Source organism: Natrialba sp. SSL1 (genome assembly GCF_001861355.1).
Classification (GTDB): domain Archaea; phylum Halobacteriota; class Halobacteria; order Halobacteriales; family Natrialbaceae; genus Natrialba.
The window spans coordinates 133,226-148,604 of record NZ_MASN01000040.1 but is presented as its reverse complement, the minus strand read 5'-3'; the positions used below and the strand labels follow the sequence as shown (position 1 = coordinate 148,604).

At 60.9% G+C, this 15,379-nt stretch carries 11 protein-coding genes; 7 read left to right on the top strand and 4 right to left on the bottom strand.

The window, feature by feature from the left end:
* The first annotated feature begins 358 nt into the window (after nt 1-358).
* The 5 genes from BBD46_RS15425 to BBD46_RS15405 all read left to right on the top strand — a co-directional run bounded on the left by BBD46_RS15425 (nt 359) and on the right by BBD46_RS15405 (nt 5,885).
* A complete protein-coding gene (locus BBD46_RS15425; protein ID WP_071402582.1) occupies nt 359-2,074 on the top strand; it encodes a Na+/H+ antiporter NhaC family protein in 1,716 nt (571 codons plus the stop codon).
* A 145-nt stretch (nt 2,075-2,219) separates the two neighbouring features.
* Nucleotides 2,220-3,017: a VOC family protein gene (locus tag BBD46_RS15420; RefSeq protein WP_071402581.1), complete on the top strand. Its 798-nt coding sequence runs from the start codon at nt 2,220-2,222 to the stop codon at nt 3,015-3,017.
* Nucleotides 3,018-3,200: 183 nt separating this feature from the next.
* Nucleotides 3,201-4,715, top strand: a complete 1,515-nt coding sequence (locus BBD46_RS15415) for a sugar transferase (protein ID WP_071402580.1) — start codon at nt 3,201-3,203, stop codon at nt 4,713-4,715.
* Between the two features lie 89 nt (nt 4,716-4,804).
* A complete protein-coding gene (locus BBD46_RS15410; RefSeq protein ID WP_071402579.1) occupies nt 4,805-5,401 on the top strand; it encodes a hypothetical protein in 597 nt (198 codons plus the stop codon).
* Nucleotides 5,379-5,885, top strand: coding sequence for a metal-dependent hydrolase (locus BBD46_RS15405; RefSeq protein WP_071402578.1), 507 nt, complete (start codon nt 5,379-5,381; stop codon nt 5,883-5,885). Before BBD46_RS15410 ends, BBD46_RS15405 begins: the two co-directional genes overlap by 23 nt.
* Before the next feature lie 44 nt (nt 5,886-5,929).
* On the opposite strand, the gene BBD46_RS15400 is transcribed toward BBD46_RS15405, so the two are convergent.
* Together BBD46_RS15400 and BBD46_RS15395 are read right to left on the bottom strand one after the other, a co-directional pair.
* Nucleotides 5,930-8,581 carry an efflux RND transporter permease subunit gene (locus BBD46_RS15400; protein ID WP_071402577.1) on the bottom strand — a complete coding sequence of 884 codons (2,652 nt, stop codon included), beginning with the start codon at nt 8,579-8,581 and terminating at the stop codon, nt 5,930-5,932.
* Nucleotides 8,582-8,675: 94 nt separating this feature from the next.
* Nucleotides 8,676-10,277 carry a COG1361 S-layer family protein gene (locus BBD46_RS15395; protein WP_071402576.1) on the bottom strand — a complete coding sequence of 534 codons (1,602 nt, stop codon included), beginning with the start codon at nt 10,275-10,277 and terminating at the stop codon, nt 8,676-8,678.
* Nucleotides 10,278-10,630: 353 nt separating this feature from the next.
* Between BBD46_RS15395 and BBD46_RS15390 the strand changes: the two genes are divergently transcribed.
* Nucleotides 10,631-11,245: a TetR/AcrR family transcriptional regulator gene (locus BBD46_RS15390; protein WP_071402575.1), complete on the top strand. Its 615-nt coding sequence runs from the start codon at nt 10,631-10,633 to the stop codon at nt 11,243-11,245.
* Between the two features lie 45 nt (nt 11,246-11,290).
* On the opposite strand, the gene BBD46_RS15385 is transcribed toward BBD46_RS15390, so the two are convergent.
* A complete protein-coding gene (locus BBD46_RS15385; protein WP_071402574.1) occupies nt 11,291-11,722 on the bottom strand; it encodes a thiol-disulfide oxidoreductase DCC family protein in 432 nt (143 codons plus the stop codon).
* Nucleotides 11,723-12,012: 290 nt separating this feature from the next.
* On the opposite strand from BBD46_RS15385, the gene BBD46_RS15380 reads away from it, so the two are divergent.
* A complete protein-coding gene (locus tag BBD46_RS15380) occupies nt 12,013-13,857 on the top strand; it encodes an HTTM domain-containing protein (RefSeq protein WP_071402573.1) in 1,845 nt (614 codons plus the stop codon).
* 177 nt (nt 13,858-14,034) lie between these two features.
* Here the strand turns inward: BBD46_RS15380 and grxC are convergent, their stop codons facing one another.
* Nucleotides 14,035-15,372 (bottom strand): glutaredoxin 3, encoded by a 1,338-nt coding sequence (gene grxC / locus BBD46_RS15375; RefSeq protein WP_071402572.1) that lies wholly within the window; start codon nt 15,370-15,372, stop codon nt 14,035-14,037.
* Nucleotides 15,373-15,379 lie beyond the last annotated feature (7 nt).

Below are 15,379 nucleotides of genomic sequence, written 5' to 3'. Positions count from 1 at the left end.
TCGTGGACTTCGTGCCCTTCGACCTCGTACCGATCCATTACCAATGTTTAAACTAGGTAGAAACATAAAGCTACCGATGGCGTGGGCCTGCGAGCCTGCTGTAGAACAGTCCAAGAAAGACGAGCGGCGTTGACGAGACGCGAAGCGTCTCGTTCGCACACCAGAAATCGAAGATTTCTGGGGACGCTGTATCCCCTGCCTGCTCGTGCCTTCGGCGCTCGCTGAGGAAGGGGCATTAGCGCCTCGATTTCGGTAACAGACATGGACGTGGGACTGACATACAGTCGAGAATGTAATGAACGATAGGACAAACAATCGAATGAGCAGGATTATTTGCATACCCAATGAATAGCGACGCATGTCGGATTTTGGTGCGATATCACTCGTTCCGCCGCTGCTCGCGATCGCACTCGCGATCGTGACACGCCGACCGATTCTGTCGTTGTTCGTCGGGATCTGGTCGGGCGGCATCATCGCAACGGGGACCCATGGAATTGGACAGACGTTCGCCTGGATCACCGGCTCTATCGGTGACGTATTTCACGCACAGATTCTGGTCTTCACGCTCCTGCTTGGCTCTGGCGTAGCGCTCATCTGGCGTCTCGGCGGCGCAACGGCCGTTCGAAACTGGGCGACAGAGCGATTACAGACCCAGCGGGCCACCGGACTCACCACGTGGGTTCTCGGAATGCTCCTGTTCTTCGACGACTACGCAAATACGGCGATCGTCGGCAACACGATGCGCGAAATCTCCGATCAGATGCGGATGTCTCGCGAGAAGCTCTCCTACATCGTCGACTCGACTGCTGCGCCGGTCGCGACCATCGGGCTCTCGAGTTGGGTCGCGTTTCAGCTATCGATGATCGACGAAGGGTACGAGAGTCTGATCAACGACGACGATCTCAATGTCGCCGCGGAGGATGTGCCGGGCGTCTTCGAAACGTTCGTCGGGTCGATTCCGTTCAACACGTACTCGCTGCTTGCGATCGTGATGGTTGGCGTTATCGTCCTCTCACGACGCGACTACGGGGAGATGCTCACCGCGGAACACCGCTCCTGGCAAACGGGGAAGGTAAACCGAGATGACGCACAGCCACTCCAGGAGGTCGAGGAAGACCTCCGCGAACCGATCGAGGAGAAGCCGATGCTCCGGACGTTCTTCGCGCCGATCGTGGCCCTCGTCGCGGTGACGCTCGCCGGTGCGTTCTGGACGGGGTATCAGGAGTGGGGGGCCGAGCAAGCAGAAGCGGGTGAGACGACATCCTTCGTCGCTGCCGTCGACGGTGACAGCTTCCTCGAGATGCTCTCGAACGCCGTCGGCGTCCTCGTCGACATCGTCGGTGCCGGCGACTTCGCCGCAGCGCTCGTCTGGGGATCGTTCGCCATGGTCGCGACGGCAATCATCATCGGGCTCGTCTACGACCTGTTCGATCTCGGTGACAGCGTCGAGACGGTACTCGAAGGGTTCAACCTCATGCTGACCGCAGTGACCGTGCTCGTCCTCGCGTGGTCGATCAGCGCCGTCGCGGAGGACCTCGGAACCGGCGACTACGTCGCCACCGTGGTCGGCGACTTCCTCCCGCCCGAACTGCTCCCAATTGTCGTCCTCTTCGTGGCCGCCTTCGTCGCGTTCACGATGGGGTCGTCGTGGGCAACAATGGGGATCGTGACGCCGATTGCCATTACGGTCGCCTACAACCTCACTGGTACCTTCGAACTGATGCCAGTCGTCGTCGGCGCGGTGTTCTCCGGTGCGATATTCGGTGACCACACGTCGCCGATCTCCGACACCTCCGTGCTCTCGTCGACGTTTACCGGTGCGGACCTCATCGACCACATTCGGACACAGATGTACTACGCCGCCACGGTCATGGCTGTCGTCGTCGTCTGCTACCTCCTCTACGGCTACCTCTCGGTCCCCCCTGTCGTCTTCCTCCCGATCGGCGTCGTCCTGCTCGTTGGACTCGTCTACGCCCTCTCGGAACTCGACGGACGCCGTCGCGGCGTCGATCCGAAGGCCTCGGCTATCACCCGCGATACCGACACCAGCCCCACCCACAGTAACGAGGACTGATCGCCACCGACAGATCGGCTCCATCGCCGATCGTCCCGACCGATCCGATCGCCCGAGCCGATCACACTGCCGCTCTCCTTCTCCTGACGCCGAACAGACCTCCGCATTCGCCACTCTTTTGCCAATTCCCGGCGTTTGCTCGCCTATGGACGGAACGTTCGACCACGTGATGCTTCGCGTCGCAAACCTCGAGGAGTCACTCGAGTGGTACCAGACCCATCTCGAGTACGAGGAGAAAGATCGCTACGAGGGCGACGGCTTCACCATCGTCTATCTCGGCCCCGAAGACATGCACGAGGACGGCGCGATGCTCGAACTCACCCACAACGAGGGCGAGGACGACCTTGAGGTCGGCGACGCCTGGGGTCACATCGCCGTCCGCGTTCCCGAGGGGGAACTCGAGGACTACTACCAGCAGCTGATGGACGAGGGCGTCGAGGACTACCGCGATCCCGAGTCCTGTGGCGGGCGCTACGCGTTCGTCAAGGACCCGGACGGCCACGAGATCGAGATTGTCAAGCGCGACCCCGACGAGGGCGCGCTCTGGTCGCTCGACCACACCATGATCCGTGTCGAAGACGCCGACGAGGCGCTCGGTTACTGGACCCGCAAGTTCGAGTACGAACACACCGGCCGCTGGGAGGCAGACTCCTTTGCGAACTACTTCCTGAAACCCGAGGACGCCGCTCCAGAGGAGATGGCACTCGAGCTCACCTACAACTACGACGGCCGCAGCTACGACATGGGCGATGCCTGGGGACACCTCTGTGTCCGTGTCGACGACCTCGAAGAAGACTGGGATCAGTTGCTAACTCGTGAGGCGCCGGACTACCGCGACCCCGAGAGTAACGACAACATGTACGCCTTCACAAAGGATCAGGACGGCCACGAGATCGAACTTCTCGAGCGCGATCCGGACGCCGACTCGCTGTTCCCGTTCTAAACGGCGTTTTCCTTTCGTGCTTGTCTCCGTCGTCTCGTTGCAAGCGCTGGAGTTCTGACTGATACGGCTAGTGATCCGTGATAACGTTACTGGCCGAATACGGCCGTTCTCGCGGGTGAGACAGTGTCAGAAGGTGATTTATTCAACAACTTTATGCCGACGCCGACACGTGAGTCGTAACGAATGCTGACTGGGTGGCGGTTTCGAATCGGAAGTATGCTCGGCGTGATTCTGGTAACGATCACTGCCGTGCTCGCTGCAAACCACCCCGTTTCACAGGCCCTCTTTACCACGTACGTCCCACTTTTCAACCGACTTGAGGTGACGGTGCTTTCGGGATCGTCGCTGTACTGGGCGATTGCATTGAGCGTACTCGCAGTCGTTGGCAGTCTCATTCCACTGTACAAGCCCCAGCCGCGACGGACGCTTGATCTGGTGGTGTTCTCCCAGAAGCGCGTTATCGTCGCACTGCTCGCACTCGCAGCGCTTGGCTACTTCAAGTGGTCGCATCGGCTGCCACGAGCAACGCTTGCGATGATCGCAGGGATGCTTCTGGTGGCGATTCCGCTGCTGTTTCTCGGTATTCGTCGTCACCCTGGGACGACCGCTTCGCGGACGCTCATCGTCGGCGATGACCTCGGCCAGATTGAACGCATCGCTCCCGAAATCGATGCACCGGTGCTTGGCTACCTTTGCCCGTCGACGGTTGCGACCTTCTCGTTCGACGAACGGACGGCCGGGACACACCTGACGACTGACGGTGGCGTTGTCGTCGGAGAGACACCGAAGCAACAGACTGGCGACCACGGCCACGATCCGGATGGAGAAACAGCCAACGAAACAGCTCCAAATGCCGGCACACTCTGTCACGAGGGACACGACACTGTCGATTCGTTGACCCGACTCGGCGGTCTCTCGCGACTCGAAGACGTGCTGATCGAGTACGACATCGATACCGTTGTGCTCGCCTTCCAGCAGCCAGACCGTGCCGAGTTCTTCGGTGCGCTCGATGCCTGTCACGAACACGGTGTGCGAGCGAAAGTCCATCGCAAGTACGCTGATAGCGTACTAGTCGCAAACGGTGCTGTCGATACGTTGGTCGATATCGACCTCGAACCATGGGACCCGTTCGATCACTTCTTCAAGCGCGTCTTCGACATCTGCTTCGCTACCGTCGGACTGCTCGTGTTTGCACCGCTCATGCTCGTCATTGCACTCGCCATCAAACTCGACAGCCCTGGACCCGTGCTGTACAGCCAGCACCGGACTGCCGGATTCGGTGAGACGTTCCCAGTCTACAAGTTCCGGACGATGGTCCCGGAAGGCGAGTCCGCGACGCCGACCGACGACGAAGACAACGACCGCATTACGCGAGTCGGACGCGTCCTCCGAACAACCCACCTCGACGAACTCCCACAGCTGTGGTCGATTCTGCTCGGTGAGATGAGTGTTGTCGGCCCCCGTGCGGTCTGGACCAGCGAAGAACCGTTGCTCGAACAGGACGTTCCCGCGTGGCGAAAGCGCTGGTTCGTCAAACCAGGACTTACGGGTCTCGCGCAGATCAACGACGCAAAGAGCACCGACCCGAACATGAAACTCCGGTACGATCTCGAGTACATCCGCAAACAGTCCATTTGGTTCGACTGTACGATCGTGATCCGCCAGCTCTGGAAGGTACTCGAGGACATTAGACGCTAAGCGAGGGACCGGAACCACTCCCGAAACGGTACCACGAGAATCGGATCAGAAAACCTATTCCCACTCTTCCGTTCTCTCTATCCGAACACATGGCGGAACCGTTCGGTCAGCGCGGTCGCCTGCTCGCAGCCCTGCTCTTGCTTGCGCTCCTCTTCGGACTCATGGTCTGGGCCGGCGCATCGCCGGCCGAACCGATGGAACAACCAGGTCCCGACGAAACCGACGTCCCACAGGATCGAGCCGCCTACGTCGGCTCTGAAGTCACACTCGGCGGCGAAGTCGTCGACACTGATCCGGTCGTCATCGCAACCAGAGCCAGTGGCTACGGTCAGTTCACCGTCGTCGACGCCGAGGACACGCTGGTGAATACCGATGGCCCACTCGAGTCCGGTGACCAGCTCTCCGCTCACGGGACACTCGAGGACGAGTCGACGCTGGCCGCGGACCGAACGGTCGCTCGGCAGTCGAGCGAGATGCAGTACATGTACGCAGTATCGCTACTCGGTGGATTGTGGGTCGTCGGCCGGTTTGCGTGTGGCTGGCGCTTCGACCGGACACGGCTGGCGTTCGTGCCGCGAGAGCAGCGGCTGTCCGTGACAGCCTGGCTCTCGAGTCAGTTCTCGGATGGGGTCGCGACACTCCGAGCGTTTACCCATAGCGACGATGGGGGTGAGCGCCGTGGCTGACGTGTTAACCCACGTGCTGGCTGGGTACGTGATTGGGACGCTGCTGTCGATGCGCTACGGGTGGATGCGACCGGTGCACGTGACGCTGGTGATGATCGGCGCACTCGTACCCGACTTCGTCAAGGTCGAGCTGCTACTTCCGGATCCCGCGGTCTCGTTCCTGCTCGGGAGTCCGTTCTCCTGGGCACCGCTGCACACGCTTGTTGGAACGCTCATCGTCGCCCTCTTTGGATCGTTGTTCGTCGCACCGGAACTCCGACGGCAGGCGCTCGCCCTCATCGTCGTCGGAGTCGTCTCTCATCACATCCTCGATATCGTGCTCGTGACTGCCACTGGGTACTCCTACGCGGTGTTCTGGCCGATTTCGGACTATCGATTCCCGGCGGCGGATCTGTTCCTGAGCAGTGATCGATGGCCGGCGCTTGTCGCGGGCGTAAGTGCACTCGTGGTCTGGCTTCTCAGTCGATGGTCGGCAGACGGCTGACTCGAGGCTGACAACAGAAGCGGTCCGAAGTTTTATCGACATCGTCACGCCGTCGCCGACGGGAACCACTCGAGTTCCCCGTAGCGTTGCTCGAGACGGTCCCAGACGATCACGACCGACGGGAGGACGAGAATCGACGTGAACCAGGCGTAGAAGACGCCGAGTGCGAGCAGCAGGCCGAACTCCATGATCAGCGGGATCAGTGCAAGGTACAGCACGCCGAGACCACAGACGGTCGTGAGCATACTACCGGTGAGCGCGCCGCCGGTTCCCTGCACGGTCACGAGCAGCGCCTCGTGGGTGTCCTCGCGTTCTTCGTACTCGTCGACGAACCGGTGCATCAGGTGGACCGTGTAGTCGACGCCGAGTCCGATCGATACCGAGAGGATCGGCGCGTTGATCGGACTCAGCGGGATGTCGAACAGTCGCATCGATCCTGCGAGCAGTGCAACGGCGAGCAACACGGGAACGAGGTTGATGACGCCGTAGATGGCTCGGCCCTCGAGCCACCAGTACGAGAGTACGAGGAAGATAATCGTCAATACGAACGCGACGAACAGGCTGGTGATCGACGAGTCGGTCGTCTGCTCGATGACGGTCTCGAACAGCACGAGCTGACCGGTCGGTGTTGCATCGAGTGTCATATCGTTTGCAACCTCGGTCGCCGCAGCGACGGCCTCGTCCTGCTCGGCGTCGACGTCGACCTGGATGTCGATCCGTGTGGCACCCCGGTCGGTCGTCAACCGGTCCGCGGTCTCGTCTGGCGCGGTGTCGAACAACGCGTCGTAAACGGCGTCGATCTCACGGTCGGGTATCTCGTCACCGCTACTGTCGTATCGTGTGACAGTCGCATCGAACGCTGGATCTGCGGCCGCCTGTGCCTCGATCGTATCGAGCAGACTATTCGCGTCGGCCTGTCTGCCATCCGATTCGAAGGCGTCGGGCGGACGCTGGAGCGCCTGATCGATCTCCCTGAGTGCGTCGTCGTCTCTGAGACCTGGGTCCTCGATGTAGACGGTCACCGATCCCTCAAGCCCCTGCTCGAAGTCCTCTTCCATGTGATCGAGCACCGTCAAGAAGGTGTAGTCGCCTGCTGCAAACGGCTCGGGAAGTGCTTCGTACTGCTCGAGACGTTCCTCATCGGGGAAGAACGCCTCGTCGTCGAACTCGGTGTCGACACCGGTTCCGTACGCGGCAGCACCGGTCCCAATGACGAGCATCGCGACGAGAAAGAGCACTGGAATCGCCCGAGCGATGTGGACGCCGACCGGGAGCACCCGTCCCAGGAACGACTGCTCGCTTCCGAGCGGCGTCGATCCGAACTCGGGGAACCGGGTCCCCTCGCGGAGTCGGTCGAACCCGACCTTCCCCGCTGGCAAGAAGACACCGAAGATGAGGAAGGTGAAGATGATCCCCGCAGCAGCCACGATCCCGAAGTCGCGGGTCATGTCGCTGAGCAGATTCGCACCGAAACTGAAGACGGTCGTCAGGGTGACGATGAGCAACGCCGTCGTCAACTGCCCGGTCGTAATCTGCATTGCCTCTCCGATCGGGACACCGGTCGTGCGCTCCTCGCGATACCGGTTGATGATGTGAATCCCGAAGTCAATCCCGACTGCGAGCAACAGCGGGAAGACGGTTATTAGTGCATCAGAGAACGGTATCTGGGCGAATCCCATGAACCCGAACGTCCAGATCATCGTCATCACCAACGCGACGAGTCCCAGTCCGAGGTCGATCGGATCACGGTAGGCGACCAGCAAGAAGAACAGGATCAGGATGATCGCTGCCGGGAAGACGACGATCGAGGTGTCGCCGAGCAACTGCAGGGTCTCCTCTTCGAGAATCGCGTCGCCGAAGATAACGACGTTGTCGTCGGTGTCGAAGCCGTCGATTTCGTTCGCCAGATCCTGGGTCTCGAACTGCAGATTCGCGTAGTCACTCGTCTCTGCCATCGGCGGCGTATCGTACGTGATCGCGACCTGTGCGACGCTCGCACTCGCCGACGAGCGAGTGAAGTCTGTACTCACTGGTAGTCCGCTCGTCTCGTCGGCTGTTGCAATCGCCTCATCGAGTTGGCGTTGAGACGCTCTGTCGACCGCCCGGTACTGTTCTTCGGGCGTCGTCGCCGACGGGTCGAGTTGTGTGGCAACGAGCGAGGCTGGACTGGTACTCGAGACAACCCGAAGGTCGCCGTCGTTCTCGATCCGGTCCTGGAACTCGAGCATCCGTAACAGATTCTGCTCCGAAAGGACGTTTCGCTCGTCCGTAATGAACAGCTGTGCCGATGTGCCACCGCTCGACCGGTCACCACGGTCGAAGTTCTCCTGCATGTCCTCGAACGCCTCGTAGGCCTCGGTGTCTTCGGTGAACTGGTCAGCACCGGCTTCCTGCCCGGCACCACCACCAATTGCACCGCCGAGGAAGACACCCGTCAGCAGGAGAAAGACTAGAACGACGGTCCAGGGTCGGTTCGTAATTAGGGGATTGACGCGGCGAGTAAACGGATCATCGCCGCGCGATCCGCCAGCTGATCCACCATCCGAACTACTACCGGAGCCACCACCGAGCGAGCCGAGCCGATCACTGAGGCTCCCAAAGAGGGTCACACCGGTATCACCGCTCTCCGGTGACGATGTCTCTGATGCCGACTCTCCTCGTGTCTCCGCCGGCTGATCCGATCGATCTTCACTCATCGCTCTTTGGACATTCGTCCGACACTGGTTTGCTTACAGGAGGCCCTGAAACTGGGTTCACGGCGTGAAACGGTGAGTCGACACATCCGTTCGCTCACGTGCGCCGCCACCAGAACCCGAGGCCGAGACCAACCGCTGTGAGCGCTGCCATCAGGCCGACCGCCGAGCCGATGAAGCTGCCACCGTCGTCGGTCTCGACGGCGTCGACATCGATCGGATGCTGGTAGACGTCCGAAATCGTCGTCTCACCGCGTTCGGTCTCGTACTCGAAGTCGAGTTCAATCGGGTGCGTTTCGGCTGGCGCGTCGGCGGACGCCGACACGTCGAACGTCATCGTCGCGGACTCACCGGGCGCGAGTTCCGAAACGAACGCCTCGTCGTTGCTCGTCTGCAACGGACTATCGGTGTACAGCTTCGCGTCGATATTCGACAACGTCTCCTGGCGCTCGTTGGTAATCACGAGGTCAAACGACGTCTGCTCACCCTGCGGGACGGAAATCCCGTCGTCAGTCAGGCTGAACTCATCGTGTTGTGGGTCAACGAAGACGCGCTCTGAAATCGGACCGTCCTCGAGTGTGGCGTCACCGCTCCCGGTGTACTCGACGGAGAATCGAAGCTGGCGTGGCCCCTCATCGGCCTGTCCGCTCACGTCGGTCGGATAGCGGAACGTCGTCGTTTCACCGGCATCGAGCTCTGGCAGCGCGTAGCGCGTATCCTCGATGAACAACGACTCGCTCATCGGTTCGACGATCAACACTGCGTCGTCGACCGCTCGTGGCCCGTCGTTCGTGAGTTCACCGGTGATTTCGCCGTCGTAGCCGACAGCGAGGGTGTCCTCGAGATTGTCGATCGAGAACGACTGCTCCGAAGCGGGAACGAGGCTCGCCGTTTTGGACTGGCTCTCGCGTTCGATACCCGAGGAATCGCGGTAGCTGAACTGGATGTCGAGTGGCTTTTCGCCGCCGCTCAGTGTGTCCTCGAGTGCAACATCGACACCGAACGTCGTCGACTCGTTCGGTTCGAGATCACCGATGATCTCCTCTGCTGGTGCCTCCAGCGTGCTGCCGTCGATCGTGACGCCAGTCCCACCGGTGATCGTGGCACGTGTGGCGTTTGCCTGTTCCGTCCCCGTGTTCGTCACTTCGATCGTTGCAGGGCCGCTTGCACCCGGTTCGACGTCGGTCTTCACATCAGTAATGTCGAACCGTGGTTCGTCGGGAACGACGACGGTCACGTCGTGGGTTTCCGAGGCGGTTTGTCGTTGTGTAACGCCAGCGCGATCAGAAACCATACTCGTGTATGCGTAGCGCACACGAACCGACACATCGTATTCACCGGGCTCGATATCGTTCGGCACCTCGATCTGCTGTGGGACGGAGACGATCTGCCCGTCCTGAATCGGCCCGACTGCGGTTTCACCGGACTTCGACTCGAACGGCCCCGTATCCTCGAGTTCGACCGACGTTGCGCGAGCCGTCAGCACTTCCTGGCCGCTACCGACGGTCAGTTCAGCATCGTTCTGGATGTCGATCTCGATCGCTTCAGTCCCGCCGGGAGCGACCTCGTTGTCCGAGAGATAGAGTTCGAGATTCGGTTCACCTCGTTCGAGGGCGCCACCGATCGTCGGGAGGGCGAGAAGCGCAAGGAGACAGAACCCGAGCACCACGAGCACAGCGGTGCCCCTGGACCGGCTCATGTGGCGCCTCCATTCTCGACTCGGTGCTGTGTTGCCATGTCGATGGATAGCTCACAGTAGTGAGCGAGTCGCTTCCACGACCGGACGCGAGAATAGGTCATTATGTGATACAGTCGGCAGATCGTATATAGCACTTTTGATTGAATGTTCATTCAAACACTTATGCGGTGGCGTCTACACCACGTTGGTATGCACGATACGTGGGTTAATACCGGTGACAAGAATACTGGAGGCAAAAAACCTGAAAGAAGGAAACACAGCAACTGGAAGCGACTGAGCCGACACGTCTCGATCCAGTTCTATCCCTCTCGTGCGACACAATCGACAACCGCTGCAGTGGGGTTCCTGGCCTGATGAGTGTCGATCCGTTCGAGACCGTCTCCGGAACGCGTGAGGAAATTCTGGCGGCAACCTACCGAGCACTCTGTGACCACGGCTACGCTGACCTCACGCTCTCGGTAATCGGCGACGAACTCGAGAAGAGTCAGTCGCTGATCTACCATCACTACGACGGCAAGGACGAACTCGTCCTCTCGTGTCTCGAGTACATGCTCGACTATCTCGAGTCGACGCTGGACGAGACGGTCGATGATCCACGGGTGACCCTCGAAGAGGCGATCGAACGCATCTGTGCGCCAGCGAACTCCGATCCCGAGGAGTCGGTCCGCCGGGCGTTCATCGAACTGCGCGCGCAAGCCGCTCACGACACCGCATACCGCGAACACTTCACTCGGAGCGACCGGGTGTTTCGAGACTGGCTCCAGTCGGTTATCGAGGCGGGCATCGATTCGGGGACGTTCGTCGACTGTGAATCAGGGCGAGTGGCCGAAGTACTGTGTGTGACGCTGCAGGGCATTTTCTTCCGACGAACGACTGTGACGACGACGGCGTGGCTCCCCGATACGAGCGATGAACTCGTCGCAACACTCGAACGCACGCTGTACGCACCGGAATCGACGTCGAAGTAAATCCGCTGGCTGCTGTTACGCACTTGGCCGCTCTGCGTCGTCCTTTCACTCTAGGAACCGCTGCTGGACGTTCCCCGTTGGCATCATACACTGGTCTTTCTTGCCGAACAGACGGTACCGGTTGGCTGCGACGAGATCGTACACCCAGTCGCGGATCTGCCGCGGCACGAGTCGGAACGGTCGAAGCAACGCGTAGATGCCCCCCAAAATCGATGCAATTCGGATGACAGCAGCTGACTTGACGTAACAGTCGTCTCCCTCGATGAGGACGATGGACTCGAGTTCGTCCGTCGGCAGGCCGTGTTCGCCGAGCAGTTCCTTCCCGGTATCAGACTGGAGCGAGGCGAAGTAGAACTGCTCGTCGGTGTCCCGGGGGACGAGAAACTGAACGAAGCCGTTACAGAGGTTGCAGACGCCGTCGAAGAGGACGATGGGGCTGTCGTCCGGGGGTTTTGTCTCGGACGTGTCAGGGCTCATTCGGTCTTGTATATTGGCGCGTGCGACAGTTCAGCGTTTCGATGCGCTCGGTCGAGGTGGGGTTGTGCTGCCTCCCCGCGTGGATTTGTGTCGCCCCCGCGTTCAGGCGTAACCGCGGCTGAACACCAGAGAGAGAGCAACCGATCGGTGTTCAAAAACGAGTCCGTCCACCCAGCTACCCGCCTGCGTCTGCCGTTATGGGGACGACCAACCCGATGAAATAATCCTTTCAGCGTGCAACAAGCTTATGCCAATCTGGGCGAGACTCGCGATAGACGACCTGTCCGACGATGTCAAACCGCCAGTCCCAATCCGACTCACAGTCGCCGACACCCGCTACGTCGTCTGCCCCCTCACAGTCCCCCGCTACGTCGTCCGCAGGACGGGACCGACTCGACCGCGGACTCGAGTGGCTCGGCAGCGCGCTTCAGCGACGCATCGCGGTCGACCGGCGTGCGCTCGCAGTGTTTCGTATCGCGCTCGGACTCTTGCTCATCGTCGACCTCGCGATGCGGGCACGGCAACTCGAGTTGTTCTACACCGACGCAGGCGTGCTCCCACTCGCGGCGCTGTTTTCGGATTACTCGTCGGTCTACTCGCTGCACGCGCTTTCGGGATCGGCGTGGGTACAGGGGCTCTTGTTCCTGATTGCAGGGCTGTTTGCGGTCGCGCTGATTCTCGGCTATCGCACCCGCTTCGTGACCATCGTCTCGTGGCTCTTGCTGGTTTCGTTGCACATCCGCAATCCGATGGTGCTCAACGGCGGTGACATCCTGCTTCGCCTATTACTTCTCTGGAGTGTCTTCCTCCCGCTTGGCTCGCGGTGGTCCGTCGACGCGCGTCGCTTCGACTCAACGCGCCGTGACGGAACGACGCTTGCGACGATTGGAACGATTGCCATCCTCGTCCAGGTACTCCTGATGTACGTCACCAATGCCATCCACAAAACCAGAAGCGATCCGTGGATGGAGGGCAACGCAGTCGTCCATATCTTCCAGGCCGACCACCTGACTATCTTGCTCGGGAACACCCTCGCGGACGCCACGGCACTGCTTGAACTCTTTACGTACGCGTGGATGGTCATGATCGTCATCTCACCGCTCTTGCTCCTCCTGACGGGGATCCCGCGAGCACTGCTCGCAACCGGGTTCGTCGGGATGCACCTCGGAATGCTGGTCACCCTACGGATCGATCTCTTCCCGCTGATCGTCGTCGCCGGCCTGCTCCTGTTCTACCCGCCGATCATCTGGGACTGGGCCGAACGGCTGGCCCAGCGGGTCGGCCTCGCCTCACCGCTTCGGGGTGTACTCGAGTGGTGCCAGACGACGTTGCCAGTTGTACCGATTCGGGTTCCGGGTGCTGGTGGGGCGGAGCCAGTGCGGACTGATGGGGCCGGTACTGGTGATGATGATGGTGATGCTGATGAAGATGAGAGCGAAAACGAGACTGTAAACAAGAACGAAAGCGAGAGCGAGGCTGGAAATCACGACGAGACTGGCACTGCACACGATGATGAGACTGCGAGTGGCAACCCGAAACCACAACCTGATACCGATCCGCTCACCACCGCCATCGGCTACGGACGACTGGTCGCCGTCACGGTCATCCCGTGGCTCCTCCTGGTCCTCGTCATCCTCTCGAACGCCGAGGCCGTCGATTACACCGAAGTCCCCGACCCCGGTGACCAGGTACTCGACACGCTGCAGGCCGACCAGAGCTGGCGGATGTTCGCGCCGAACCCGACCTCGACAGCCCAGTGGTTCGTCGTCCCCGGTGAACTCGCCAACGGCTCCGAGGTCGACGCACTCCATGGCGGCGAGGTCGACTGGGACAGACCGCCGAACGTCGACGAAACCTACGACACCTCAAGAGAGCGCAAGTACCTCTCGAACATGCGCTTCGCGGGGAACGAGAACCACCATTCGTACTTCGCGAACCACCTCTGTGAGCGGTGGAACAGCGACGACTCGAGTCCGGACCTCGACTCGCTGACGGTCTACGGTATGTCCGACCGCTCGGGACCGTACGAGGACGAGCCCGACATCGCAGAGATCGAGATCATCGAGTACGATTGCTCGGGCGAGTTTATCCAAGATGATGAGGACGACGGCCCAGATGTCACGATTCTCTCCTGATCGCTCTCGTTCCCTCGCTCGCCTGCTACATTCCGTCCTTCCATCGTTCGCGACCGCATATGCAGTCCAGGCGGCTACTCGAGTACTTGTGTACCCAATCGGCTACGAGAAAATAGTTACAGCGTGTTCGAGCGCTGATTTGCTGTCGTTGTCTCTGTCGTTGTCGCTGCCGTTGTTTTAGTCGTCAGCCGCTGCGGCTTCAGTTTCCGACGCAGACTCCGCGCGTTCGAGGTCCTCAAGGTACTCGTCGACGTCGAGTGCGGCTTTCGAGCCCATCCCGGCTGCGGTGACGGCCTGCTGGTAGTGGTAGTCGACGACGTCGCCGGCACCGAAGATGCCGGGCACGTCGGTCTCGGTCTGGCCGCCGCCGTCGCCGCCCTGCGTGCCGAGGTAGCCCTCGTCGTCCATCGTCACGCCGGTGCCCTCGAGATACTCCGTGTTCGGCGTGTGGCCGATGGCGAGGAAGACGGCACCGACGTCGAACTCGAACTCGTTGGTTTCGGGGTCGTCGAGTCGGTCGGTCGGGTGGCCCTGCTCGTTCTCGACGAGCGTGACGTGGTCGACGCCGTCTTCCTGGGAGCCGTGGACCTCGAGCAGTTCGGTGTTTTTCATAATCTCGATCTCGCCCGCTTCGACCTTTTCGTGGACCCGGTCGATCCAGTAGTCCTCCGCGCGGAACTCCTCGCGGCGGTGGGCGATGTAGACGGTGTCGGCGAACTTCGTGAGGAAGGTGGCTTCCTCCATTGCGGCGTCACCGCCGCCGACGACGAGCATGTCTTCGTCGCGGAAGAACGCGCCGTCACACGTCGCACAGGTTGAGAGGCCGTAGCCCATCAGGTCGTCCTCGCCGGGGACGCCAAGCGTTCGGGCGCTGGCACCGGAGGCGGCGATCACGGCGTCTGCGGTGTAGACATCGCCGTTCGTGAGTTCGACGCGGAACGGGCGCTGGTCGGCCTCGACGGTGTCGACGATGCCGTTTTTCAGTTCGGCACCGAACTGCTTGGCCTGCTCTTTCATGTTGTTGACCAGCTCTGGACCGCTGATTCCCTCCGGGAAGCCGGGGTAGTTCGCGACGTCCGTGGTGAGGGTGAGCTGGCCGCCGGGCTCGTCGCCCTCGATCACGAGCGGATCGTTGTTCGAGCGGCCGGCGTAGATTGCGGCGGTGAGGCCGGCGATGCCCGTGCCGGCGATGATAAGTGGGCGGTGTTCGACGATGTTGTCACCGTCGCTGTCGTCCCCGGCATCGTCCGCGATGCCGAGCTTTTCGTCGAGGTCGCCGGTCTCGTTGAGTGCGCTGGTATCGTCCCAGCCGCCGATCAGTTCGTCGTCGATGAACACTTCGGGTGCAGTCTTGCGGCCGTCGGCGCGCTCGACCATCTCCTCGAACAACTCGTCGTCGCCCGTGACGTTGTACTCTTCGTACTCGATACCCTTGCTGTCGAAGAGATCCTTCGCCTTATCGCAGTAGGGACAGTCCGTCTTCGTGTAGATTTCGACGCGAGGCTGGTCGCTCATCTGTCTA

Excerpts from the sequence above, each read along its gene's own strand:
- BBD46_RS15425 (WP_071402582.1), top strand. The coding sequence starts at position 359 with ATGTCGGATTTTGGTGCGATATCACTCGTTCCGCCGCTGCTCGCGATC.
- BBD46_RS15420 (WP_071402581.1), top strand. The coding sequence starts at position 2,220 with ATGGACGGAACGTTCGACCACGTGATGCTTCGCGTCGCAAACCTCGAG.
- BBD46_RS15415 (WP_071402580.1), top strand. The coding sequence starts at position 3,201 with ATGCTGACTGGGTGGCGGTTTCGAATCGGAAGTATGCTCGGCGTGATT.
- BBD46_RS15410 (WP_071402579.1), top strand. The coding sequence starts at position 4,805 with ATGGCGGAACCGTTCGGTCAGCGCGGTCGCCTGCTCGCAGCCCTGCTC.
- BBD46_RS15405 (WP_071402578.1), top strand. The coding sequence starts at position 5,379 with ATGGGGGTGAGCGCCGTGGCTGACGTGTTAACCCACGTGCTGGCTGGG.
- BBD46_RS15400 (WP_071402577.1), bottom strand. The coding sequence starts at position 8,581 with ATGAGTGAAGATCGATCGGATCAGCCGGCGGAGACACGAGGAGAGTCG.
- BBD46_RS15395 (WP_071402576.1), bottom strand. The coding sequence starts at position 10,277 with ATGAGCCGGTCCAGGGGCACCGCTGTGCTCGTGGTGCTCGGGTTCTGT.
- BBD46_RS15390 (WP_071402575.1), top strand. The coding sequence starts at position 10,631 with ATGAGTGTCGATCCGTTCGAGACCGTCTCCGGAACGCGTGAGGAAATT.
- BBD46_RS15385 (WP_071402574.1), bottom strand. The coding sequence starts at position 11,722 with ATGAGCCCTGACACGTCCGAGACAAAACCCCCGGACGACAGCCCCATC.
- BBD46_RS15380 (WP_071402573.1), top strand. The coding sequence starts at position 12,013 with ATGTCAAACCGCCAGTCCCAATCCGACTCACAGTCGCCGACACCCGCT.
- grxC (WP_071402572.1), bottom strand. The coding sequence starts at position 15,372 with ATGAGCGACCAGCCTCGCGTCGAAATCTACACGAAGACGGACTGTCCC.